20 protein-coding genes and 1 pseudogene are annotated in these 22,464 nt (G+C 63.4%); 14 read left to right on the forward strand and 7 right to left on the reverse strand.

The annotated features are described in order from the left end of the window. Window positions 1–2: 2 nt before the first annotated feature. Window positions 3–254: a hypothetical protein gene (locus NKJ18_RS18440; protein WP_023693217.1), complete on the reverse strand. Its 252-nt coding sequence runs from the start codon at window positions 252–254 to the stop codon at window positions 3–5. A gap of 163 nt (window positions 255–417) precedes the next feature. On the opposite strand from NKJ18_RS18440, the gene NKJ18_RS18445 reads away from it, so the two are divergent. The 7 genes and pseudogenes from NKJ18_RS18445 (at window position 418) to ppa (ending at window position 5,467) form a co-directional block, all read left to right on the forward strand. Then, entirely contained in the window at window positions 418–1,050 is a 633-nt protein-coding gene (locus tag NKJ18_RS18445; protein ID WP_023681434.1) for a LemA family protein, read from the forward strand. Between the two features lie 239 nt (window positions 1,051–1,289). Further along, the gene (locus tag NKJ18_RS18450) at window positions 1,290–2,060 is read left to right on the forward strand and encodes a TPM domain-containing protein (protein ID WP_352674410.1); all 771 of its coding nucleotides are present in this window, start codon (window positions 1,290–1,292) and stop codon (window positions 2,058–2,060) included. A 49-nt stretch (window positions 2,061–2,109) separates the two neighbouring features. Continuing rightward, window positions 2,110–2,565, forward strand: a pseudogene (locus NKJ18_RS18455) (TPM domain-containing protein); the annotation flags it as partial. Window positions 2,566–2,600: 35 nt separating this feature from the next. After that, complete coding sequence (locus NKJ18_RS18460) at window positions 2,601–3,491, forward strand: TPM domain-containing protein (RefSeq protein ID WP_023681431.1); 891 nt, start codon at window positions 2,601–2,603, stop codon at window positions 3,489–3,491. Between the two features lie 6 nt (window positions 3,492–3,497). Then, window positions 3,498–4,136, forward strand: coding sequence for a TPM domain-containing protein (locus NKJ18_RS18465; protein ID WP_023668621.1), 639 nt, complete (start codon window positions 3,498–3,500; stop codon window positions 4,134–4,136). A gap of 167 nt (window positions 4,137–4,303) precedes the next feature. Continuing rightward, entirely contained in the window at window positions 4,304–4,810 is a 507-nt protein-coding gene (locus NKJ18_RS18470) for a GNAT family N-acetyltransferase (RefSeq protein WP_023668622.1), read from the forward strand. 123 nt (window positions 4,811–4,933) lie between these two features. After that, the gene (gene ppa / locus NKJ18_RS18475) at window positions 4,934–5,467 is read left to right on the forward strand and encodes an inorganic diphosphatase (protein ID WP_023668623.1); all 534 of its coding nucleotides are present in this window, start codon (window positions 4,934–4,936) and stop codon (window positions 5,465–5,467) included. A 229-nt stretch (window positions 5,468–5,696) separates the two neighbouring features. On the opposite strand, the gene NKJ18_RS18480 is transcribed toward ppa, so the two are convergent. Next, a complete protein-coding gene (locus NKJ18_RS18480) occupies window positions 5,697–6,293 on the reverse strand; it encodes a hypothetical protein (RefSeq protein ID WP_352759123.1) in 597 nt (198 codons plus the stop codon). A gap of 254 nt (window positions 6,294–6,547) precedes the next feature. After that, window positions 6,548–7,165, reverse strand: coding sequence for a TetR/AcrR family transcriptional regulator (locus NKJ18_RS18485; protein ID WP_023835195.1), 618 nt, complete (start codon window positions 7,163–7,165; stop codon window positions 6,548–6,550). 73 nt (window positions 7,166–7,238) lie between these two features. Between NKJ18_RS18485 and NKJ18_RS18490 the strand changes: the two genes are divergently transcribed. Together NKJ18_RS18490 and NKJ18_RS18495 are read left to right on the forward strand one after the other, a co-directional pair. Then, window positions 7,239–8,522: an MFS transporter gene (locus NKJ18_RS18490; RefSeq protein ID WP_023835196.1), complete on the forward strand. Its 1,284-nt coding sequence runs from the start codon at window positions 7,239–7,241 to the stop codon at window positions 8,520–8,522. A gap of 260 nt (window positions 8,523–8,782) precedes the next feature. Beyond that, window positions 8,783–10,357, forward strand: a complete 1,575-nt coding sequence (locus NKJ18_RS18495; protein ID WP_352759126.1) for an alkaline phosphatase D family protein — start codon at window positions 8,783–8,785, stop codon at window positions 10,355–10,357. A 47-nt stretch (window positions 10,358–10,404) separates the two neighbouring features. Here the strand turns inward: NKJ18_RS18495 and NKJ18_RS18500 are convergent, their stop codons facing one another. Beyond that, on the reverse strand, window positions 10,405–10,683 hold the full coding sequence (locus tag NKJ18_RS18500) for a hypothetical protein (protein ID WP_245262865.1): 279 nt from the start codon (window positions 10,681–10,683) through the stop codon (window positions 10,405–10,407). A 197-nt stretch (window positions 10,684–10,880) separates the two neighbouring features. Here NKJ18_RS18500 and typA point away from each other — a divergent pair, with 197 nt between their 5' ends. The 3 genes from typA (at window position 10,881) to NKJ18_RS18515 (ending at window position 13,959) form a co-directional block, all read left to right on the forward strand. Beyond that, complete coding sequence (typA, locus tag NKJ18_RS18505; RefSeq protein WP_023681424.1) at window positions 10,881–12,710, forward strand: translational GTPase TypA; 1,830 nt, start codon at window positions 10,881–10,883, stop codon at window positions 12,708–12,710. 243 nt (window positions 12,711–12,953) lie between these two features. After that, window positions 12,954–13,700, forward strand: coding sequence for a M48 family metalloprotease (locus NKJ18_RS18510; RefSeq protein ID WP_352759128.1), 747 nt, complete (start codon window positions 12,954–12,956; stop codon window positions 13,698–13,700). Between the two features lie 52 nt (window positions 13,701–13,752). Then, complete coding sequence (locus tag NKJ18_RS18515) at window positions 13,753–13,959, forward strand: hypothetical protein (protein ID WP_023688850.1); 207 nt, start codon at window positions 13,753–13,755, stop codon at window positions 13,957–13,959. Window positions 13,960–13,976: 17 nt separating this feature from the next. On the opposite strand, the gene NKJ18_RS18520 is transcribed toward NKJ18_RS18515, so the two are convergent. Then, window positions 13,977–14,603: a DUF1062 domain-containing protein gene (locus NKJ18_RS18520; RefSeq protein WP_352759131.1), complete on the reverse strand. Its 627-nt coding sequence runs from the start codon at window positions 14,601–14,603 to the stop codon at window positions 13,977–13,979. A gap of 342 nt (window positions 14,604–14,945) precedes the next feature. Next, a complete protein-coding gene (locus NKJ18_RS18525) occupies window positions 14,946–15,980 on the reverse strand; it encodes an L-idonate 5-dehydrogenase (protein ID WP_352759133.1) in 1,035 nt (344 codons plus the stop codon). 137 nt (window positions 15,981–16,117) lie between these two features. Here NKJ18_RS18525 and NKJ18_RS18530 point away from each other — a divergent pair, with 137 nt between their 5' ends. After that, window positions 16,118–16,729 carry a LysE family translocator gene (locus tag NKJ18_RS18530; RefSeq protein ID WP_023688853.1) on the forward strand — a complete coding sequence of 204 codons (612 nt, stop codon included), beginning with the start codon at window positions 16,118–16,120 and terminating at the stop codon, window positions 16,727–16,729. A gap of 26 nt (window positions 16,730–16,755) precedes the next feature. Here the strand turns inward: NKJ18_RS18530 and NKJ18_RS18535 are convergent, their stop codons facing one another. Then, a complete protein-coding gene (locus NKJ18_RS18535) occupies window positions 16,756–17,319 on the reverse strand; it encodes a peroxidase-related enzyme (RefSeq protein ID WP_023688854.1) in 564 nt (187 codons plus the stop codon). Between the two features lie 131 nt (window positions 17,320–17,450). Here NKJ18_RS18535 and NKJ18_RS18540 point away from each other — a divergent pair, with 131 nt between their 5' ends. Next, window positions 17,451–22,241, forward strand: a complete 4,791-nt coding sequence (locus NKJ18_RS18540) for an NAD-glutamate dehydrogenase (protein ID WP_352759135.1) — start codon at window positions 17,451–17,453, stop codon at window positions 22,239–22,241. The last annotated feature ends 223 nt before the right edge of the window (window positions 22,242–22,464 follow it).

The raw sequence follows: 22,464 nt of genomic DNA on the forward strand, positions 1-22,464 counted from the left end.
CTCTAGCTGCCCCGGGAGACGTAGTACACGAGCCAGATCAAAAGGCCGAGGGCGACGATGAGCCCAAGTGCGCGACCGATGCGGGTGCCCCAGACCTCGATCGGATCGGATCGGTCGGCCTCCGCTGCGGTAACATGATCGCGCGCGCCTTTCGCTGCCCGTGACACCAGCGATGCGCCGCCAAGGCCGCCCTCGTTCGCCACGCGCTCGATAATGCGGCGCGATTCGCTGTCATCGTCGTGGCGTTCCGCCATGATCCTGTCCTGTTTGCCGGCAACCATACCGTGTTCGCGCGATCAATCACAGGGCCTCGCCGGCGCATGAATGCGCGCCAGGAATGCGCGCCAGCGGCAGACATTTTCTTGAGCGCGGATTGTGCTAATGCTTCGCATGCAACTTCTGTCGAGGGACCTCACCATGTTTGCCCAGCGCCTTGCCTTCCCTTTCCGCAGTCTGCCGGCCGTGCTGATGATGGCCGTCGTGCTGCCTCTGCTCGCCGGCTGCGGCTTCAACACCATCCCGACGGCGGAGGAAAACGCCAAGGCGGCATGGAGCGAGGTGCTGAACCAGTATCAGCGTCGGTCCGACCTCATTCCCAATTTGGTCGAGACGGTGAAGGGCTATGCCTCGCATGAAAAGGACACGCTCGATGCGGTGGTCGAAGCGCGCGCCAAGGCGACGCAGATCACGGTGACGCCGGAAACGCTGAAGGACCCCGAAGCGCTCAAGAAGTTCCAGGATGCGCAATCAGGGCTGACCAGCGCGCTGTCGCGGCTGATCGCGGTGTCGGAGGCCTATCCCGACCTCAAGGCCAACCAGAATTTCCTGGCGCTGCAGGCGCAACTCGAAGGCACCGAGAACCGTATCGCCGTGGCGCGGCGCGACTACATCCTGGCGGTCAAGGATTACAATCTGACGCTGAGGACCTTTCCGTCGGTGCTATGGGCAACCTTCTGGTTCCGCAGCAACGAGCCCTTCGCCAACTTCACCGTCGAAGAAGACAAGATGCAGCCGCCGAAGGTCGATTTCGGCACGAAGCAGGGCGGGTGATGACGTCTGGGTGAGCTTGGCCTTTGCCAGCCTTGCGTTCCTTCACACCCCCCTCTGTCCTGCCGGACATCTCCCCCTCAAGGGGGGAGATCAGCTGTCTTCTGTCCTTGCGCCAATTATCAGCGTTGCCGGCTGAGCGTCGGCAGCGAGATTGCCAATCTCCCCCCTCGAGGGGGAGATGTCCGGCAGGACAGAGGGGGACGCGAAGGAACGCCAACCTTGGTGTTCTTCTCGCCTTTCTGGCCGTCTTCCTGCCCCTCACCGCCTTCGCCGCCGACCTCCCCGCGCTGACCGGCCGCGTCGTCGATAACGCCGGCATTATCGACGCGGGAACCAAAGCCGCGCTCACCCAGAAACTCGCCGACTTCGAGACAAAAGGCTCCGACCAGATCGTCGTCGCAACCATCCCCAGCCTCGACGGCGAGGAGATTGAGCCTTACGCCAACCGGCTGTTCCGCTTCTGGAAGCTCGGCCAGGCCAAGGAAAACAACGGCGTGCTGCTGCTGGTGGCGCCGAACGACCGCAAGATGCGCATCGAGGTCGGCTATGGGCTGGAAGGCACGCTGACCGATTTGCACACCAAGCTGATCATCGAAAACGACATGGTGCCGGCGTTCCGCGCCGGCGATTTCTCCCGGGGCATTTCGAAGGCCGTCGACGACATGGTGATGGTGCTGGAAGGCAATCCGGAGGAATTGGAGGCGCGCGGCGAGCGCAACCAGAAGCCGCCCATCAATACCGACAATCTGTTCTTCGGCGTCTTCATCAGCATCTGGGCAATCATGTTCTTCGGCAGCATGGCCGCCTCCATCCTGCCGCCGATCTTTGGCAAAAAGCTCGGTCCCGGCCGCTATCGCTGGCTCGGCATGACATTCGAGCCGGGCCGGCGGTCGTCCAGCGGCGGCTGGTCTTCGGGCGGGGGCGGCTGGTCGTCGGGTTCAAGCGGTGGTGGCGGCTTTTCCGGCGGCGGCGGTTCGTCCGGCGGCGGCGGCTCCTCGGGAAGCTGGTGACGAGATGACAACACGCATCGCCAATCCCTGGCATGGCCGCTTCGCCACGATGACCGGCGCTGCCTTGCTGGTCTTGCTCGTCAGCGTCGCGGCGCTGGCAGCGGAGCTGCCCGCCCTCGCGGGACGCGTGGTAGACAATGCCGACATCATCGATGCCGCGACCGAGGCGGCGCTCACCCAAAGACTGGCCGATTTCGAGACCAAAGGCTCCGACCAGATCGTCGTCGCGACGGTTCCCAGCCTCGACGGCGAGGAGATCGAGCCTTACGCCACCCGGCTGTTCAACGCTTGGAAGCTCGGCCAGAAGGCCAAGAACAACGGCGTGCTTCTGCTGGTGGCCGTGAACGACCGCAAGATGCGCATCGAGGTCGGCTACGGGCTGGAAGCCACGCTCACCAACCAGCACGCCACACGGATCATTGAAGGCATGGTGCCGGCCTTCCGCGCCGGGGATTTCTCCGGCGGTATTTCCAAAGCGGTCGACGACATGATCATGGTGATTGAGGACAGTCATGGTGGTTGAGGGGAACTGGTGACGGCATGACAGTACGCGTCTTCAATCCGCCAAGACCTGGCCGCGCAGCCGCGACGATCGGCATCGCCCTGTTGACGATGCTCACCATGCTGTTTGTAGCCTTGGCGGCAGACCTGCCGGCACTCACCGGGCGGGTGGTCGACAATGCCGGTATTATCGACGCCGCGACCAAGGCGGCACTGACGCAGAAGCTCGCGGATTTCGAGACCAAAGGCTCCGACCAGATCGTCGTCGCCACGATCAACAGCCTCGACGGCGAGGAGATCGAACCCTACGCCAACCGGCTGTTCCGCTTTTGGAAACTCGGCCAGGCCGGCGAAAACAACGGCGTGCTTCTGCTGGTGGCCAAGAACGACCACAAGATGCGCATCGAGGTCGGCTACGGGCTGGAAGGCACGCTGACCGACCTGCACACCAAACTGATCATCGAAAACGACATGGTGCCGGCGTTCCGCGCCGGTGATTTCTCCGGCGGCATTTCCAAGGCCGTCGACGACATGGTCATGGTGCTGGAAGGCAACCCGGAAGAGCTGGAGGCGCGCGGCAAGCGCAACCCGGCCGACCGCAGCACGCCCATCGATCCCGTCGTCGCGGTCTTCCTGATCCTGTGGGCGGCGATGTTCTTCGGCGGCCTGGCGATGGCCTTCCTGCCGCCGATCTTCGGCACCAAGCTGTCGCCGGGCGTGTATAAATGGCTGGGCATGACCTTTCGCTACGGCCAGGGGCCGAGCGGATCGTCCTCGGGCTCCAGCAGCTGGACAACAAGTTCGTCGTCGGGCAGCGGATGGTCATCGGGAAGTTCGGGCAGCAGCTGGTCTTCGGGCTCAAGCAGCGGCGGCGGGTTTTCAGGCGGCGGCGGTTCGTCTGGCGGTGGCGGGTCTTCAGGGAGCTGGTGAGAGAAGATGGCAACACGACCGATCAGCCCACAGGACCATGAGCGCATCGCCACCGCGATCCGCGCGGCCGAGGCCAAAACCGACGGCGAGATCTACTGCGTCGTTGCGCATGCCAGCGACGGCTATTTCTTTCCCGCCGCCTTCATGGCGACATCAGGCATGCTGATTGCCAGCCTCGCCGTCGCTTATGGGCTGGAAGCCTGGTGGCTGTCGATCCGGCTGCCGCATTTCGTCATTGTCCAACTGCTGGCACTGGCCTCGGTGTTGGTGCTTTTGTGGGCGCTGCCGGGCTTGCGCATCCATCTGGTGCCGCGCCGGCAGCGTTATCAGGCGGCACATCACAATGCGCTCAGGCAGTTCCTCGCCCGCAATGTCCACCGCACCACGGCGCGCACCGGCGTGTTGGTCTTCGTGTCGATCGCCGAGCGTTATGCCGAAGTGGTCGCCGATTCGGGCATCGACAGCAAGGTCGGCCAGCATGTCTGGGACGGCGTGGTGCGCGATCTCCTGCAGCATGCCGGTGACGACCGGCTCGCCGACGGCTTCGTCAAGGCGATCGGGCAGGTCGGCGCGGTGCTGGCCGAGCATTTCCCGGTGACGTCGGGCGATGCCAATGAACTGGACGATCATCTCGTCGAGATCTGAAAAGCCAGCACGCGCTACCCGGACGGACGCCTGACCGCGCCGGCTGGGTGCGTTTCCAGGCAGGCTTTGCCCATTGTCAGCAGTGTCGCGATCGGCTGTGAGAAAGCGGTCGGCGGGCTGACCTCGACTCTTGCAAATGGCCGATGCGGGTTTATGGTTAACAAATCATGAATACGCTGAGCATCGACATCAGGAAAGCCGAACCGCGCGACGCTGGCGCCATTGCGGACGTGCACCAGCAGGCTTGGGAGGGCGCCTATTCCGGCATCATCCCGCATCGCTCGCTGACCTCGATGATCAACCGCCGCGGCGCCGACTGGTGGGCCAACGCCATCCGCCGCGCCGCCACCGTTCTGGTGGTCGAGATCGGCGGCACCATCGCCGGCTATGCCACGATCGGCAAGAACCGCGCCCGCGAGCTGAAGCAACAGGGCGAAATCTACGAACTTTACCTGCGTCCGGAATATCAAGGCATCGGGCTCGGCAGCCGGCTGTTCAAGGCGGCGCGGGCGCGGCTTGCCGACCACGGGCTGAAGGGAATGGTGGTGTGGGCGCTGGAAGACAACCAGAACGCACTTTCCTTCTATGCCGGCGCGGGTGGCCGTGACGTGGCCGAAGGCGTCGAGATTTTCGAGCAGAGGGCGCTCAAGAAGGTCGCCTTCGTCTGGGAATGACCGGCCTCGGTTACAAATCATCATAAACCGTGCGCTTCCGTTAGCGCTTCGCACCAATCGCCGCATTGCACCATGCCGCGCCGCCCGCTATCGATCTTGGACATCGAGAGAGGGATTTAAGCCATGCGAATCGAAGCCATTGCCATCGGAAAGAACCCGCCCGAGGACATCAACGTCATCATCGAGGTGCCGATCGGCGGCGAGCCGATCAAGTACGAGATGGACAAGGAGGCCGGCACGCTGTTCGTCGACCGTTTCCTGCACACCTCGATGCGCTACCCCGGCAATTACGGTTTCGTGCCGCACACGCTCTCGGGCGACGGCGACCCGATTGACGTTCTGGTCTGCAACACCCGCGCGCTGGTGCCGGGCTGCGTCATCAATGTGCGGCCGATCGGCGTGCTGGTGATGGAAGACAATGCCGGCCAGGACGAGAAGGTCATTGCCGTGCCGTCGCCGAAGCTGACGCTGCGCTACGAAAACGTCACCGAATACACGCAGCTGCCCGAGATCACCCGCGACCAGGTCCAGCACTTCTTCGAGCACTACAAGGATCTCGAGCCCGGCAAATGGGTCAAGATCGAAGGCTGGCACGATTCCAAATACGCCAAGAAGATGATCGTCGACGCGATCGCACGGGCGAAGGCGGCAAAGTAGCGCCGAGAGAGGCCTGCGACTCGTTCAAGTAAGCGGCAAACGCCAGCGCGAGGCACCCCCCCTCTGGCCTGCCGGCCATCTCCCCCTCAAGGGGGGAGATCGGATGTCGCAACGGCTTTCGTCAATTTTAAGCGTTGAAAGAAAAAGCGCCGCCAGCGAGGCTGCCAATCTCCCCCCTTGAGGGGGAGATGCCCGGCAGGGCAGAGGGGGGTGCCTCGCGCCCACCTGCCTAATTATCCACCCTCCCAAACGCCGGCACATTGCCGATGACGGTGTGCTTGTCCTTGCCGCAGGCGAAGGTCCTAGCCTTTTCATCGGCCAGTTTGCGCGCCTGGTCGTTGGCTTGCGGGTTGCCGGTGGCAAGCACGAGGCCAATCGTGCAGCCGTCGCGGGCTTCCATCTGGGCAACCTTGGCGACCAGCAGCACTTCGGTCGGCTTGTTCTCGTCCTCGAGATTGCTGATCGAGCGGCGGTGGATGACGGCGAAGGGAACGGCAACGTTGCCCTTGGTGTCGATGCGCCACTCGACCTTGGCGCCGGACGAGTTGAGGCCGGAAAAGCTCTCCCAGACCGGCGTCATGTCGCCGCCGGGCGGAAACCCGTAGAACAGCGATTCCCGGTCATCGTCATAGGCGATCAGCACGGGATAGCCGCGATAGCCGGAGCAGGCGAGTTCGGCCCAGTCGCCATCGCCTTCCTCGGCCTGCGCATAGGTCACGCAATCCTTTTGCGAGTCGAGGTCGGTGTAGACGCTGGATATGCCATCGGCATGGGCTGCCTGGCAGAGGGCGGCGAGGGCGAATGGAACAAGCAGCAGGGTTCGCATGCGGACTTTTCCCTTGAGGTTGGCCCCAGCCTATCGCCAAATTTGCGGCCGGCCTAGCGTGCCAATCTCAACGTTGGCGCCGCCCACATCGCCCTGCCGGGCAATTCTCCCCCTGAACGGGAGAAAGTGGCCGGCTGCGCCGCTGGCGACAACCTTGCAACGCTGGCAATTGGCGAAATCGTGATGAGAGCGTTCCTCGCCCCATTTCCGGGAAAGGATGCCGTTAGGTGAGGGCGGCGCCAACGTTCGAAATGTTATTTCTTCAAGCTCGCCTCGATCAGCAGGTCGGCGTTGCGGGCCACCGATTGCGCCGGGCCGCCTAGGCCGAAGAGCTGGCCGCTGATATAGGCGCCTTCGATCAACAGCAGCAGGCCGTCGCCGAGCGTGTCAGGGTCTTTAGCGCCCATCGCTGCGGCCATGGCGCGCAGGCGGTGGCGCAGCTCCTGCTTGTTGGCCTCGCTGACGACACGCGCCGGATGGCCATGTTCGGGATATTCCACCGCCGCGTTGGTCATGCCGCAGCCGCGATAGTCCGGCCTTTGCGTGCGCTTGCCGACGCGAGTCAGGAAAGCCCTGAGCTGTGCGCGCGGGTCGCCGGGGTGGGCAGCCACGGCTTCGTCGAAACGCTCCCAATACTCACGGTCATATTGCCTGAGATAGGAAGCGGCGAGCTCGTCCTTGGAGGGAAAGCTGCGGTAGAGGCTGGGCTTGGTGACGCCGGCGCGCTTGACGATCTCGTCGACGCCGATCGCCCGGATGCCGCGGCGGTAGAACAGGTCGTACGCCACGTCGAGGATTTTCTTGGCAGCCTTGGGCGGTGCCACTGCATGACCGTCCTTGATGGTCAGTTCAAAATTTTTGTCCGTTGGCATGGTATGACTCGATTGACGTGTTACCGATCGGTACGTATACAGGTCCTCACCCTGCAACGTACCGGTCAGTAACATGATAGCTCAATCCCGTCCGTTTGGCCAGCGCTACGCTTTCGTCGTGGTTGGCGTCATCTTCCTCTGCCTGTTGATCGCGGCCGGGCTTCGTTCCGCACCCTCGGTGATGATGCTGCCGTTGGATAAAAGCTTCGGCTGGGGGCGCGATACGGTTTCGATTGCCGCCGCGATCGGCATCTTCCTTTACGGCCTGACCGGGCCGTTTGCCGCCGCATTGATGGAGCGTATCGGCTTGCGCCGCACGCTGCTTGCCTCGCTTGTGATCATGTCGGGCTCGACCGCGCTCAGCCTGCTGATGACCGAGCCATGGCACCTGTTCCTCACCTGGGGCGTGTTTTCCGGCATCGGCTCCGGCGCGGTCGCCACCGTGCTCGGCGCCACCATCGTCAACCGCTGGTTCAAGACCAATCGCGGCTTGGTGATGGGGCTGATGTCGGCCTCCAGCGCCACCGGCCTCTTGGTGTTCCTGCCGCTGCTGGCATCGCTCGCCCAGTCGGGCGGCTGGCAGCCCGTCGCTACCGCCGTCTCGATCGCCACCGCCTGTCTTCTGCCGCTGGTCTGGCTGTTGGTTCCGGAGCGTCCCGCTTCGATCGGCATGGTGCGCTATGGCGCCGGGGCCGATGACGTGCCGCCGGTATCGCCGGCATCGCAAGGCAATTTCCTGGCGCATACGCTCAACACGCTGCGCCGCGCTGCCGGCACCCGCGTCTTCTGGTATCTGTTCGCCACCTTCTTCATCTGCGGCTTCACCACCAACGGGCTGGTCGGCACGCATCTGATCTCCTTCTGCGGCGATATGGGCATCCCCGAGGTACAGGCCGCGGGCCTGCTGTCGCTTATGGGCATTTTCGACCTGATCGGGACGACGCTCTCGGGCTGGCTCACCGACCGTTTCGACCCGCGCAAGCTGCTCGGCGTCTACTACGGCATTCGCGGTCTGGCGCTGATCTATCTGCCCTATTCCGGCTTCTCGGCGACCAGCCTGATCATCTTCGCGGTGCTCTACGGTCTCGACTGGATCGCCACCGTGCCGCCGACGCTCAGGCTCGCCAACGAGGCCTTCGGTGACCGCAGCGGCCCGATCGTGTTCGGCTGGATCGTAGCCGGCCACCAAGTCGGCGCCGCCACCGCCGCCGCCTTCGGCGGCACCATGCGCGAATTGCAGGGCAATTACGAACTGGCTTTCCTGATCGCCGGCATGACGGCGATCGTGGCTGCGTGTCTGTCGCTGCTGATCAATACGAGCAGGCCGGCTTTCGATCCGGAGCCGCAAGCGGCGTAAGGCGCGGTACTAATCTCCCCCCTCAGGGGGGAGATGGCCGCGAAGCGGCCAGAGGGGGTCCGTGCGACCGGACTCAGCCTCTTGCGCAGAGGTCGGCGCTCCAAGCGAGGCGACCCCCTTCTGTCGCCTTCGGCGACATCTCCCCCCTCAAGGGCGGAGATCACCTGTCGATTGTTATCAAAGTTTCATCTTCCCGGGATGTGGCTGAAACATTGAAGCTGGAGCTTGCTGGCACCGTTCGAAGCCATCAGGAGACAGCCATGAACAAGATCTCGTTGACCCGCCGCGCTTTCGTCACCTCTGCCAGCGCCGCCGGTCTGCTCGGCGCATCGGGGCTCGCTTTGCCCTATTATTCGCGCGCCAGCCAGCGCCCGGCCTTCACCCATGGCGTCCAGTCCGGCGATGTCGATGCCTCGAGCGGCATGGTGTGGACGCGCACCGACCGGCCTTCGCGCGTCATGTTCGAAGTGTCGTCGACGGAAAACTTCGCCAATGCGACGCGGCTGGCGCCGCTCGATACCTCGCCGGCCAGCGACTTCACGGTCAAGCGCCTGCTTACCGACCTCGCCTCCGACCAGGATATCTTCTACCGGATGACTGCCGCCGACCTGTCGGATATCAACGCCGTTTCCGAACCGATCGTCGGCCGTTTCCGCACAGCACCCGCCTCGAAGCGCGACATAAAATTCGCCTGGTCGGGCGACACGGCCGGCCAGGGCTGGGGAATCGATGAGACCGGCATGAAAACCTACGCCACCATCGCCAGGCACACGCCGGATTTGTTCCTGCATTCCGGCGACACCATCTATGCCGATGGCGCCATGAAGGACGAGGTAGACCTGCCTGGCGGCGGCAAGTGGAAAAACGTCGTCCTGATCGACGGCAAGCGCAAGGTGGCCGAGACGCTGGATGAGTACCGCGACCAGTGGAAATACAACATGATGGACAAAAACGTTCTGGCCTTGAGCGCCATCTGCCCGACCTTCTACCAGTGGGACGATCACGAGGTGCTGAACAACTGGTCGGATTCGAAGAATCTCGGCGCCGACAGCCGCTACACCGAAAAATCCATCCATGTGCTCGCGGCGCGTGCGGCGCGCGCCTTCCATGAGATGACGACGATCCGCTACGAGCCGTCCGAGCCCGGCCGCGTCTACCGCAAGATCGCGCATGGGCCGCTGCTCGACGTGTTCTTCCTCGACATGCGCTCCTATCGCGGCCCGAACGGCCCCGACATGCAGGAGGACATGACGCCGCAGCCACGCATGCTGGGCGAACAGCAGACGAAATGGCTGAAGCGCGAGCTGACGAATTCCAGGGCGACCTGGAAGATCATTGCCGCCGACATGCCGCTCGGCCTCGTCGTCTGGGACGACGGCGCCAAGAAGGTCGGCGCGGAAGCCATCAGCAATGGCGACAATGGCCTGCCCAAAGGCCGCGAGCTCGAGATCGCCGACCTGTTGCGCTACATCAAGACTGCCGGCATCACCAACACGGTCTGGTTGACCGCCGATGTCCACTACACGGCGGCGCACTATTACAACCCCGACAAGGCGCGGTTCCAGGATTTCAATCCTTTCTGGGAATTCGTCTCGGGCCCGATCCACGCCGGTACCTTCGGTCCCAATGATTTCGACATGACCTTCGGCCCGGAGCTGAAATTCATCAAGGCGCCGACCACCGAACAGGGCCAGAACCTGCCACCCTCGGCCGGCCTGCAGTTCTTTGGCCTGGTGGACATTTCAGGGGCGACAGAGCAGCTGACCGTGCGGCTGATGGATCGCGACGACATCGAGCTTTACAAGGTGACGCTCGATCCGGTGCGGTCGGCGTAAGCCTTTGGGCCGGTGCGAAGGATCGCTATGCCTGGAATGGGCAGCCGTCAGTCCGGGTAGCAAACCGTCGGAATCTTCGGCCACACCGCGCTGTCGCAGCCTGCAACCCGCTGCCTCTGCTTGAAAGAGGCGCTGACCGGGCCGGTGACCACGGGGTCGACGCCATCAGGGGCGTCGGCAAACATCTGCTCGGCCGTCCGGTCGGGCGACGAAGCCGGATTGGCTTCCTTCACCGTGGCGGCCGATTGAGCGGCATTGGCCGCCAGCACGGCAGCGAATGCGACCGAAGCGATGAGGGGCCAAAATCGGTTGAGTTTGTCGGTCATGAATTTCGAACTACCCGGGCCCAGAAAGGTTCCCGCCTTGGTTAACAAAACCATCTCACACCGAGATGCTTAAGATTTGATGAGTATTTGGTGGTGCGCCTCCTCTTTCGCAATTGCGAAAAACCCTGTATGAGCCGCGCAACCGAAAGAGGCGGCGCCTTCTGGCCTGCTGCCTGCAACGCTCCCGAGACCACAAAATGAAAATTCGTAATATCGCGATCATCGCGCACGTCGACCATGGAAAAACCACCCTCGTCGACCAATTGCTGCGGCAATCCGGTTCCTTCCGCGACAATCAGCGCGTCGCCGAGCGCGCCATGGATTCCAACGACCTCGAAAAGGAACGCGGCATCACCATCCTGGCCAAGGCGACCTCGGTCGACTGGAAGGACACCCGCATCAACATCGTCGACACGCCCGGCCACGCCGATTTCGGCGGTGAGGTCGAGCGCATCCTGTCGATGGTGGATTCGGCGATCGTGCTGGTCGACGCCGCCGAAGGCCCCATGCCGCAGACCAAGTTCGTCGTCGGCAAGGCGCTCAAGGTCGGCCTGAAGCCGATCGTCGTCATCAACAAGATCGACCGTCCGGACGCCCGCCACGTCGAAGTGGTCAACGAGGTGTTCGACCTGTTTGCAGCGCTTGACGCCACCGACGAGCAGCTCGACTTCCCGATCCTCTACGGTTCTGGCCGCGATGGCTGGGTCTCGGAAAATCCGGAAGGCCCGAAGGACCAGGGCCTGGCGCCGCTGTTCGACCTCGTCATCAAGCATGTGCCGGAGCCGACCGTTCATCCCGGCCCGTTCCGCATGATCGGCACCATCCTGGAAGCCAATCCATTCCTCGGCCGCATCATTACCGGCCGTATCGAGAGCGGCACGCTGAAGTCCAACCAGGCGGTCAAGGTGCTGCACCATGACGGCACCCAGATCGAAACCGGCCGCATCTCCAAGATCCTCGCTTTCCGTGGCCTCGAGCGCCAGCCGATCGAAGAGGCGCAGGCGGGTGACATCGTCGCCATTGCCGGCCTGTCCAAAGGCACCGTCGCCGACACGTTCTGCGACCTGGCGGTGACCGAGGCGTTGCATGCGCAACCGATCGATCCGCCGACCGTGACCATGTCTTTCCTGGTCAATGATTCGCCGCTCGCCGGCACTGAAGGCGACAAGGTGACCAGCCGCGTCATCCGCGACCGCCTGCTGCGAGAAGCCGAAGGCAATGTCGCGCTCAAGATCGAGGAATCGCCCGACAAGGATTCGTTCTTCGTTTCCGGCCGCGGCGAATTGCAGCTGGCCGTGCTGATCGAGACGATGCGCCGCGAAGGCTTTGAAATCGCCGTGTCGCGTCCGCGCGTCGTCATGCAGAAGGGCGAGAACGGTGAATTGCTGGAGCCGGTCGAGGAAGTCGTCATCGACGTCGACGAGGAGCACGCCGGCATCGTCGTGCAGAAGATGTCGGAGCGCAAGGCCGAGATGGTCGAGCTGCGGCCTTCGGGCGGCAACCGTCAGCGCATCGTCTTCCACGCGCCGACGCGCGGACTGATCGGCTACCAGTCGGAACTGTTGACCGACACGCGCGGCACCGCCGTGATGAACCGGCTGTTCCACGCCTACCAGCCCTACAAGGGCGAACTGCCGGGCCGCACCAACGGCGTGCTGATCTCCAACGAACAGGGCGAGGCAGTGGCCTATGCCATGTGGAACCTCGAAGACCGCGGCCCGATGGTCATCGACCCGGGCGTCAAGGTCTATCAGGGCATGATCATCGGCATCCATAGCCGTGACAACGACCTCGAAGTGAACGTGCTGAAGGGCAAGAAGCTGACCAACATCCGCGCCGCCGGCAAGGACGAGGCGGTGAAGCTGACGCCGCCGATCCGCATGACGCTGGAGCGCGCGCTGGCCTGGATCCAGGACGACGAGCTGGTCGAGGTGACGCCGAAGACCATCCGCCTGCGCAAGCTCTATCTCGACCCGAACGAGCGCAAGCGCTTCGAGAAGTCGGCCAAAGTGGTCGGCGCGGCGTAACGGTTTTTGTTTTGGCGAGATGGGGACGACCCAACCCATCGTCTCGCCGAATGGGACAGGCTTCCCACTGGGAGCAGCCTGGCGCCCAGCCAGCCCAGCGGTGTCTCTTCAAAGGACCACAGCGGAAGCTCATAGTGTCATGATATTCTCGTTCCTCTCACTCCTCCGCACGGTATGCTAGCTGTGGGTGGAGGCGAGGAAACGGGTGTGCGAAATGCCGTTCGGGATTTCGTGCGGAGTCTTATGCAAGACGACACGCGGCGAAGGCTCGCAGCCCACAAAAAGCTTGTTGGATTTGGCAACGCGGCACTGCCGGCGATCGAGTATGAGCTGGCAAAGATCGATCTGGGTAAGGTTTCCCATCGCGAAGTTTCAACGGTTGTGGCGGGCCTCGCTACTGCCCTGCACGATATTAACGAAGATGCATCTCGACGATATATTTCGGATTCGCTTGCAGGACCGATAACTCCCCTTATGCGCGCTGCGCTCCGCAGCATCGTTCGCTTTGCGATGGACGACTGGCTGCGGTCTTCAGTTGGCGACATCACTGTTCTGGAGCATGGCAAGCTCGACAGTGGTTTGGAGGCGGCGCGGCACATTGGCCACTGGCTTGCAAATGTACCTGCAGCCGATCTGATTGGCATTTCGCGAATCTATATAATCCCGGAAATCCCCGAACCCGAGTTCGCCGGCACTTACCTCCAGACAGTATCGGTCATCGAGATTGTCTGGCGACGCCCATCCAAACATTGGATTGGCAACGCATTTCGCAGATTCATGATCGAGAAAACGCTCTATCACGAAATAGGCCACCATGCGCTGCAGCATGTCGAAATGGGACAAGACCCCGATCAGGAAAAGCAGGCAGACCGCTACGCATGGAAAATGATGCGCAGGGCACATCCCAATCTATGGATGCTTACTTTTCCTCTGCGGTTCCTTGGAACGTCTGAACGACGGAAAAATGCCAAGGAGTTGGAAGCCGTATAGGATGCGTTTCGAAAGGTCGGCCAAGGTGGTCGGTGCAGCTTAAGGGCGCGCAATGAGCGACAAACTGGTCACGGCTGCGGTATTCGACAATCGGCCCGAGGCCGCGGTCTGCATATCGATGCTTCAAGCCTACGGGATTTATGCATTTTCGGCGCATCTCGATACGAGCGGGCAAAGCCTGACCCATGTGCAGGTCGCCGACAGCGATCTCGAAGCGGCCAAGGGTTTGATCGCTTCGACCTCTGAAGAGAGCGATTAACCCCTGGCCGCAGCGGCTCATCCTCCGGCCGCCGAGATGATGACTTCGCGATCCGCTTCGCCGGCTAGGTCGATGCGGATGGTCGTCCCCTCGCGAGCCGGCTTGCGCAAAGCCTTGGCTCCCTCCGGAAAGACGGTCAACACCAGCTTCTCCTCCAGTGCCTGAAGCCGCGACCGCGAGATGCCGAGTTCGCCGGCGAGCAGACGGTCGAGCCGCAGCGATGTCGGCATTTCCAGCCCAAGCCTGATTTCAAGCGCGGCTGCGGGTTCGCCTTCGCCGCCGAGCCGGTGTTTGTGAACGGCGACATCGGGAAACTCCTCGACGCGGCCGACCCGGTTTCGCAAAGCCACGACATCGAAGGCATGGCGGCGGGCGAGGGCCGGATCGTTGCTTTCGAGCGCTGCCAGCAGCGCGGGTTCGATGTCGCGGCGGTTGCAGCGTTCGAAAATGCCGAAATTCCACGAATTGTCGCAGTCGATGCAGCGATAGATCAGCCAGACATCAATGCGTTTGCCATTGGCGTTGACGCGGAATTTGTCGCTGCAGCGATAGGCTTTCACGGCGCCGCAGCGGTTGCAGTGGATCAGGGGTCGAGGTGCGATTTCGGGCGCGATTGCCCAGTGGATAGCGAGATGTTGGGACAAGCCGGAAGACCTTCCAGTGTGGAAGTTCTTCAGGTCGGCAATGGCGAGATGCCCATGCGGGCACGGCGTGGCGAGAGCTAGCTACGTCGGAAATCAGCTGTCACGGGCGGCAAAGCGCGCGACAACGGTTCAGCAGTGCCAAACCGGTCTCGAACCGCCGCCTGAGGAACACGTGAAATTGAGCAGGCACCGCTTAATGCGGCGCCCTGCCAAGCGTGATCAGGGGAGTTGGCGAGACCGGCGGTTACTGAGGCAAAATGAAGCTCGAAATGGATGTCGGGACGGCTCTTCTAGCGATAAGATGCCGAGCGGGCAAGGTTCATAGCGGGTGTCTCGCCATGCTCAGGCGAAGGCGATCTGTACCTTCATCGATTTGTTGCGGTCGCCGGCGATCTCGAAGGCCGCAACCGCCTCGTCCATCGGATAGATGCCGGTCAGCAGCGGCTTGACGTCGACGCGACGGTTGTTGATCAAATCGACGGCCAGCGCGAACTCGTCGTGGAAACGGAAGGAGCCGCGCATTTCGATCTCCTTGGCGACGATGAGATTCTGAGGCAGCGACATGTCGCCGCCTAGGCCGAGCTGCACGAGCACCCCGCGCGGCTTCAGCACATCGAGCCCGGCTCGCACCGCGCGCTCATCGCCGGAGCATTCGAACATGACGTCGAAACTGCCCTTCTCGACATTGTAGCCAGCGAGCTTGTCGGCATCTGTGGCGACATTGATGGTGCGGTCGGCGCCGATCTCGTTGGCCTTGGCCAGAACCGCGTCCATGACATCGGTGACGACGATCTCACGCGCGCCGTGGACACGTGCGGCAAGGATGCTGAGCGCACCGATCGGCCCGCAGCCGGTGACCAAGACCCGCTTGCCGAGCAGCGAGCCGGCGCGGTTGACGGCATGCAGCGTTACCGCGAACGGCTCGGCAAAGGCGGCTTCGTTGATGGAGACATAATCGGCGATCTTGTGGCACTGCCAAGCCTCGGCGACGAGGCGCTGGCGGAAGGCCCCCTGTATGTGCGGCATCGGCATGGCGCTGCCGTAGAATCGCATGTCGAGGCATTGGTTCTGCACGCCCTGCAGGCAGTAGCGGCACGCATTGCAGGGCCGGCTGGGCGAAATCGCGACGCGGTCGCCGACCACGAGGCTGGAGACGCCGGCGCCAAGCGCCTTCACCGTGCCGGCGACCTCATGTCCGAGGATCATCGGCTCGCGCAGGCGCACCACGCCGAAGCCGCCATGGTTGTAGTAGTGCAGGTCCGAGCCGCAGATGCCGCCGGCCTCGACCGATATTTCGACCTGTCCGGCGCCAGGCGCGCCCGAATCGGTCTCTTCGATGCGCAGGTCTTTTGCGGCGTGGATGACGATTGATTTCACGGCCGCGATCCTTTCTCAAACCGCTGGCACGGGCAAGTCCGATCTCCGAAATGTGTCGCGTTCGTTGGCCCATCAGGCAGAGGGGTGCCAAATTGACGCCGACCGGATATCATTTGCCATCCAACGAAGGCTCCGCCATGCACCTCACCTCGCTGCTGATCTTCGCCGCCGCTCTCTTCGTTGCCGCCGGCTCGCCCGGCCCATCGATCGCCGCACTGGTTGCCCGCGTCATCTCGAAGGGCTTTCGTGACGTGTTTCCGTTCCTGCTCGCCATGTGGATCGGCGAGGCCATCTGGCTGTCGCTGGCGGTGTTCGGGCTGGCGGTCGTGGCGCAGACCTTCCATTTCGCCTTCGTCGTCGTGAAATGGATCGGCGTCGCTTACCTCGCCTACCTCGCCTTCAAGATGTGGACCGCACCTGTCGACGCAAAAGAAGGCGAGATGCCGCGCGAGGATTCGCCGGCAAAACTGTTCTTTGCCGGCATGGCGGTGACGCTCGGCAATCCCAAGATCATGATGTTCTATCTGGCGCTGCTGCCGACGATCATCGACCTCGCTTCGGTGAGTGTCATCGGCTGGGTCGAACTGACGGCGACGATGGCGGTGGTTCTGATCGCCATCGATCTCGCCTGGGTCGTCGCGGCCTCACAGGCGCGCAAACTGCTGAAGAGCAAGCGCGCCATGAAGATCGCCAACCGCATCAGCGCCACGACGATGGCCGGCGCTGCCGGGGCCATCGCGGCGCGTTGACCTCTCCTGCGAGGAGAAGGAAACTTTCACCTCGCCATGGCGTGGTATTCGTCGTTCGGCCGCATGTCGATGGCCGCCGCCACGCGGTTCGACATGTTGAAGAAGGCGGCGGTCGAGGCGATGTCCCAGATGTCGCGGTTGGTGAAGCCGGCGTTGCGCAGTGCTGCCCTGTCCGCCTCGACGATCTTTGCCGGCTCTTCCGTCAGCTTGACGGCGAATTCGAGCATCGCCGTCTGCTTCGGTGAAAGATCGGCGGCGCGGAAATTCATCACCATCATCTCGCCGAAGGACGGGTCGCCGGAGAGCTGGCGCACCGCCGCGCCATGCGCGGTCAGGCAATAATAGCAGTGATTGATCGAGGAAACGACGACCGCGATCATCTCCCGTTCCAGCTTCGACAGGCCGGATTCACCCAGCATCAGATCATTGTAGGTGTCGGTAAAGGCGCGCAGCTTCTTCTCGTCGAAGGCATAGGCAAGAAGCACGTTGGGAACCAGGCCGAGCTTTTCCTCGCATTTGGCGAAATAGGCTTTTGTCGCCTCGCTCAGTTCCGCGATACCGAGGTCAAGTGCGCTGATTTTGCCGGACATGGGGTCTCCCTCCTGGTTCACCGCCGCCTGACCGTCGAATTCCTGTAATTCTTATCGAGCCGTCAAACCTTTGTCGCCAAACAGCGGTCATCTGCTACCATAGTCGTAAAAGCATGTGACGGGAGGACAACATGGCGAGCGTGAAATCCGCAGCTAAGCCGAAGAAAACAGCCACTGCCGGGGTGAAACCCGACGGGAAGCCGGCCAGGCTCGCCGACTATCTGCTGGCCCGCGCGCCGGCCGAAGACATTGCCGCCTATGACGCCGCCGACCTGGAGCGCGCCGCCGACCTGGCAGGACGTGCGGTCGCCGCCCACAAGAAGGGCCAAAGTGTCGTCGCCGTCGATGCCGGGTCGGGCGTCTCCCGCGAGGGCCGCCCGATGACGATCATCACAGTCGTCAACGACAACATGCCGTTCCTGTTCGATTCGATCCTCGGCGAGATCACAGAAACTGCCGGCGAACCGACTTTGGTCACCCATCCGGTCATCGTCGTGCGTCACGGCAAGGCCGGCGTCGACGAGATCCTCGGCGACGGCAGCGCCCTCAAGGACGATGGCAATCACGACCGCCTGAGCGTCGTCCATGTCCATATTCCGCGCCTGACGGCGGAGCAGGCCGACGCGCTGGCCGACCGCCTGCGCAAGATGCTCAACCAGGTGCGCGCCGCCGTCAGCGACTGGAAGCCGATGCTCGCCCGTCTCGACCAGGCGATTTCCGAATTCCGCTATTCCGCCGTGCCGCTCGACAAGAAGAGCGTTGCCGAGGCCATCGCCTTCCTTGAATGGCTGCGCGACGACAATTTCACTTTCCTTGGCATGCGCGAGTTCAAATATTCCGGCGGCGCGGAGAGCGGCAATCTGGAGCGCGCCGACAAACCCGGTCTCGGCATCCTCGCCGACCCGGATGTGCTGGTGCTCCGGCGCGGCACCGAGGCGGTGACGACGACGCCCGAAATCCGCGCCTTCCTGCATGGGCCGGAGCCGCTGATCGTCACCAAGGCCAACGCCAAGTCGCTGGTGCACCGCCGCATTTATCTCGATTATATCGGCGTCAAAACCTACACCGCCAAGGGCACGCTTGCCGGCGAGTTGCGCATGGTCGGCCTGTTCACCTCGACTGCCTACACGCGCTCGGTGATGAAAATCCCGTATTTGAGGTCAAAGGCCGAGACCATCATCGCCAAGTCCGGCTTCGACCGGCACGACCATTCCGGCAAGGCACTGATCAACGTTCTGGAGAGCTATCCGCGCGACGAACTGTTCCAGGTGCCGGTGCCGATCCTGAAGAAGCACGCCGCGGCCATTCTCGGCCTGGTCGAGCGGCCGCGGGTGCGGGCGCTGGTGCGCGCCGACCAGTTCGACCGCTTCGTGTCGATCCTCGTCTTCGTGCCGCGCGACCGCTATGACAGCGTCGTGCGCGAGAAGATCGGCACCTATCTCAAGACCGTCTTCGAGGGCCGTTTGTCGGCTTATTATCCGGCGTTTCCGGAGGGCGGGCTGGCGCGTGTGCATTTCATCATCGGCCGCTCGGGCGGCAAGACGCCGAAGGTCGAGCAGGCGGCGATCGAAGCGGCGATCCGCGATATCGTGCGAACCTGGGACGACGCGCTGGCCGAAGCCGCGGAAGCCGTCGGCGGCGATCCATCGCTGAAGGCGATCGCCGCGCGTCTGCCTGAGAGCTATCGCGATTCCTTCAGCGCGGCCATCGCGCTGAAGGATGCGGGGCGCATCGCCGGCATCAGCACCGCCAACCCGATCGCCATCGACTATTACCGCCATGCCGAGCAGAAACCGCATCAGGCAGCGCTGAAGATCTACCACCACGGCAGCCCGGTAGCGCTGTCGCGTCGCGTGCCGGTGCTGCAAAACATCGGCTTCCGCGTCATCAGCGAGCGCACCTTCGAGGTTGGCGAGGACGGCGGCGACACCGTCTTCGTCCACGACATGGAGCTGGAGAACAGCTACGGCAAGCCGATCGACCTCAGCGATGGCGGCGCGCTGTTCGAGGACGCGTTCCTGTCGGTCTGGCGCGGCGACATCGACAATGACAGCTATAACGGGCTTGCCCAGACCGCCGGCCTGTGGTCGGGCGAAGTCAGCATTCTGCGCGCCTATGGCCGCTACCTGCAGCAAGCCGGTATCCCGCAGAGCCAGGATTTCATCGCGGCCGCGCTCAACCGCTATCCCGACATTGCGCGCGGCCTGCATGCACTGTTCGTCGCTCGTCTCGGCCCGACCGCCGAGACGGAAGGCGTCATCGCCGCCAAGCACCTCAAGGCCAAGATCAAGGACGCTCTGGAGGAAGTCCCTAACATTGATGACGACACCATCATCCGCCGCTATCTCAACCTGATCGAAGCCTCGTTGCGCACCAATCATTTCGTTGCGGGAACGAAGGCGCGGGGCCAGTCACTGGCGATCAAGCTGGACTCGCAAGCGGTCGAAGGATTGCCGGCGCCGCGGCCGTGGCGCGAGATCTTCGTCTACGGTTCCGAGGTCGAAGGCGTGCATCTGCGCTTCGGCCCGGTTGCGCGCGGCGGCCTGCGCTGGTCGGACCGCGCCCAGGATTACCGCACCGAGGTGCTCGGCCTGGTCAAGGCGCAGCAGGTCAAGAACGCCGTCATCGTGCCGGTCGGCGCCAAGGGCGGCTTCTATCCGAAGAAGCTGCCGATGAGCGCCGGCCGCGACGCCATCTTCGAGGCCGGCACCTCGGCCTACAAGAATTTCGTTTCCAGCCTGCTGTCGATCACCGACAATATCGGCCTCGATGGCGTCATACCCCCAGCCGACGTCGTCAGGCGCGATCCTGACGACCCCTACTTTGTCGTCGCCGCCGACAAGGGCACGGCAACCTTCTCCGACACCGCCAATGCCATTTCGGAGAAACACGGTTTCTGGCTCGACGATGCCTTCGCCAGCGGCGGCTCGGCCGGCTACGACCACAAGAAGATGGGCATCACCGCCAAGGGTGCCTGGGAAGCGGTCAAGCGGCATTTCCGCGAGATCAACCGCGACATCCAGACCACCCCCTTCACCGTCGTCGGCGTCGGCGACATGTCGGGCGACGTGTTCGGCAACGGCATGCTGCTGTCGCCGCAGACCAGGCTGATCGCCGCCTTCGACCATCGCGACATCTTCATCGATCCCGATCCGGACAGGGTGGCGTCGATGGCCGAGCGCGAGCGCATGTTCGCGCTGCCGCGTTCGTCCTGGCAGGACTACGACAAGACCAAGCTGTCGGAAGGCGGCGTCATCGTCTCGCGCAGCCAGAAGTCGATCACGCTGCCTGCGGCAGCGGCGGCGGCGATTGGCCTCGCCAAGACCACCGCGACACCGGCCGAGATCATGACCGCCATCCTCAAGGCGAACGTCGACCTTCTGTGGTTCGGCGGCATCGGCACGTATTTACGGGCCTCGGGCGAAACCAATGCCGAAGTCGGCGACCGCGCCAATGACGCCATCCGCATCACCGCGCTCGATGTCCGGGCCAAAGTGATCGGCGAGGGCGCCAATCTCGGCGTCACGCAGCGTGCCCGCATCGAATTCGGCATGAATGGCGGTCGCTGCAACTCCGATGCCATCGACAATTCCGGCGGCGTCAACTGCTCCGACGTCGAGGTCAACATCAAGATCGCGCTGGCGTCCGCCATGCGCAAGGGATCGCTGACCCGGCCGGCGCGCAACAAGCTGCTGGCCGAGATGACCGACGAGGTCGCCGGCCTCGTGCTGTCCAACAATTACGAACAGACGCTGGCGCTTTCCATCGCCCGCAAGCGCGGCCTTGCCGACATCGCGCACCAGAGCCGGTTCATGGCGGCGCTGGAGGCTCGGGGCCTGCTCGACCGCGCTGTCGAGACGCTGCCGTCGCCGGCCGCCCTTGCCGAGCGCGAGGCGCGTGGCGAGCCGCTGACCCGGGCGGAGCTTGGCGTGCTGCTCGCCTATGCCAAGATCGTGCTGTTTTCCGACATCGTCGCCAGCGACGTGCCTGACGACGCGCATTTCGACCGCGATCTGATGGGCTATTTCCCTGACCGGATGGCGAAGAAATATGCGGCCGAGATCCATGGCCACCGGCTGCGCCGCGAAATCATCGCCCGCGTCGTCGCCAACGATCTCGTCAATCGCGGCGGACCGTCATTCGTCAACCGGCTGCAGGAAGCCACGGGGCGCAGCGCGGCCGACGTGGTGCGCACCTTCGCCGTGGTGCGCGACGGCTTCGCGTTGCCGGCGCTCTATCAGGAGATCGATGCGCTGGACAGCCACATCGACGGCCAGGCGCAGCTCGATCTCTACCAGTCCGTCAGCCGGCTTATCTTCGTGACCAGCGGCTGGTATCTGAAGAACGATGCCGGCACCGCAGCGCTCGGCCAGCGCATTGCCGAACTGCAAGAGGCGCGCATGGCGCTGGAGCCGAAGCTGCTCTCGCTGCTACCGGCCTTCTCGCGCGAGCGGGTCGAGGAGAGGCGGTATGGCCTGTTCAAGGCCGGCGCCCCCGAAAAGCTCGCCGGGCAGCTGGCAATGGCCGATGTGGCGGGACTGATCCCCGACATCGCACTGACGGCGCGCACGGCCAATGCCGACGTCGTCGCCTCGGCCAAGGCGTTCTTCGCCGTCAGCGATGCCTTCCGCATTCCGCGCGTCGAAGAGGCGGCGCGTTCAATCACGCCGTCGGACTATTACGACCAGCTGGCGCTGTCGCGCGCCACCGACACGATCGGCGCGGCGCGGCGCGGCATTGCGGTGGCGGCTCTCGCCGGCCATGCCGGGACGGCGGATCCTGTGGCGGCCTGGCTGGAAGCCGGAGGCGAGCGCGTGGCGCGCATCCGCGAGCGGCTGCAGGCGCTGACCGAAGGCGGGGATATCACCGTGTCCAGGCTGTCGGTGGCTTCGGGGCTGATGAGCGATCTGACGGGGATGTGAACATCTCCGAAATGCCGGCGCCGCCCTCATTGCCCTGCCTGGCATTTCTCTCCGTATAGTGACGAGGAGAAAGGGCGGGCCGTAGCCTTGGCGCCCTTGTTGCAACGCTGGCGACTAGCGAAATCATCGATGAGAGCAACCCTCTCCCCGTCACTATTCGGGGAGAGGATGCTGGCAGGCAGGTGAGGGGCAGCGCGAATCTTTGGCGGTTTGCATGAGCATT

Source organism: Mesorhizobium sp. M0217, assembly GCF_040321955.1.
Taxonomy (GTDB): domain Bacteria; phylum Pseudomonadota; class Alphaproteobacteria; order Rhizobiales; family Rhizobiaceae; genus Mesorhizobium.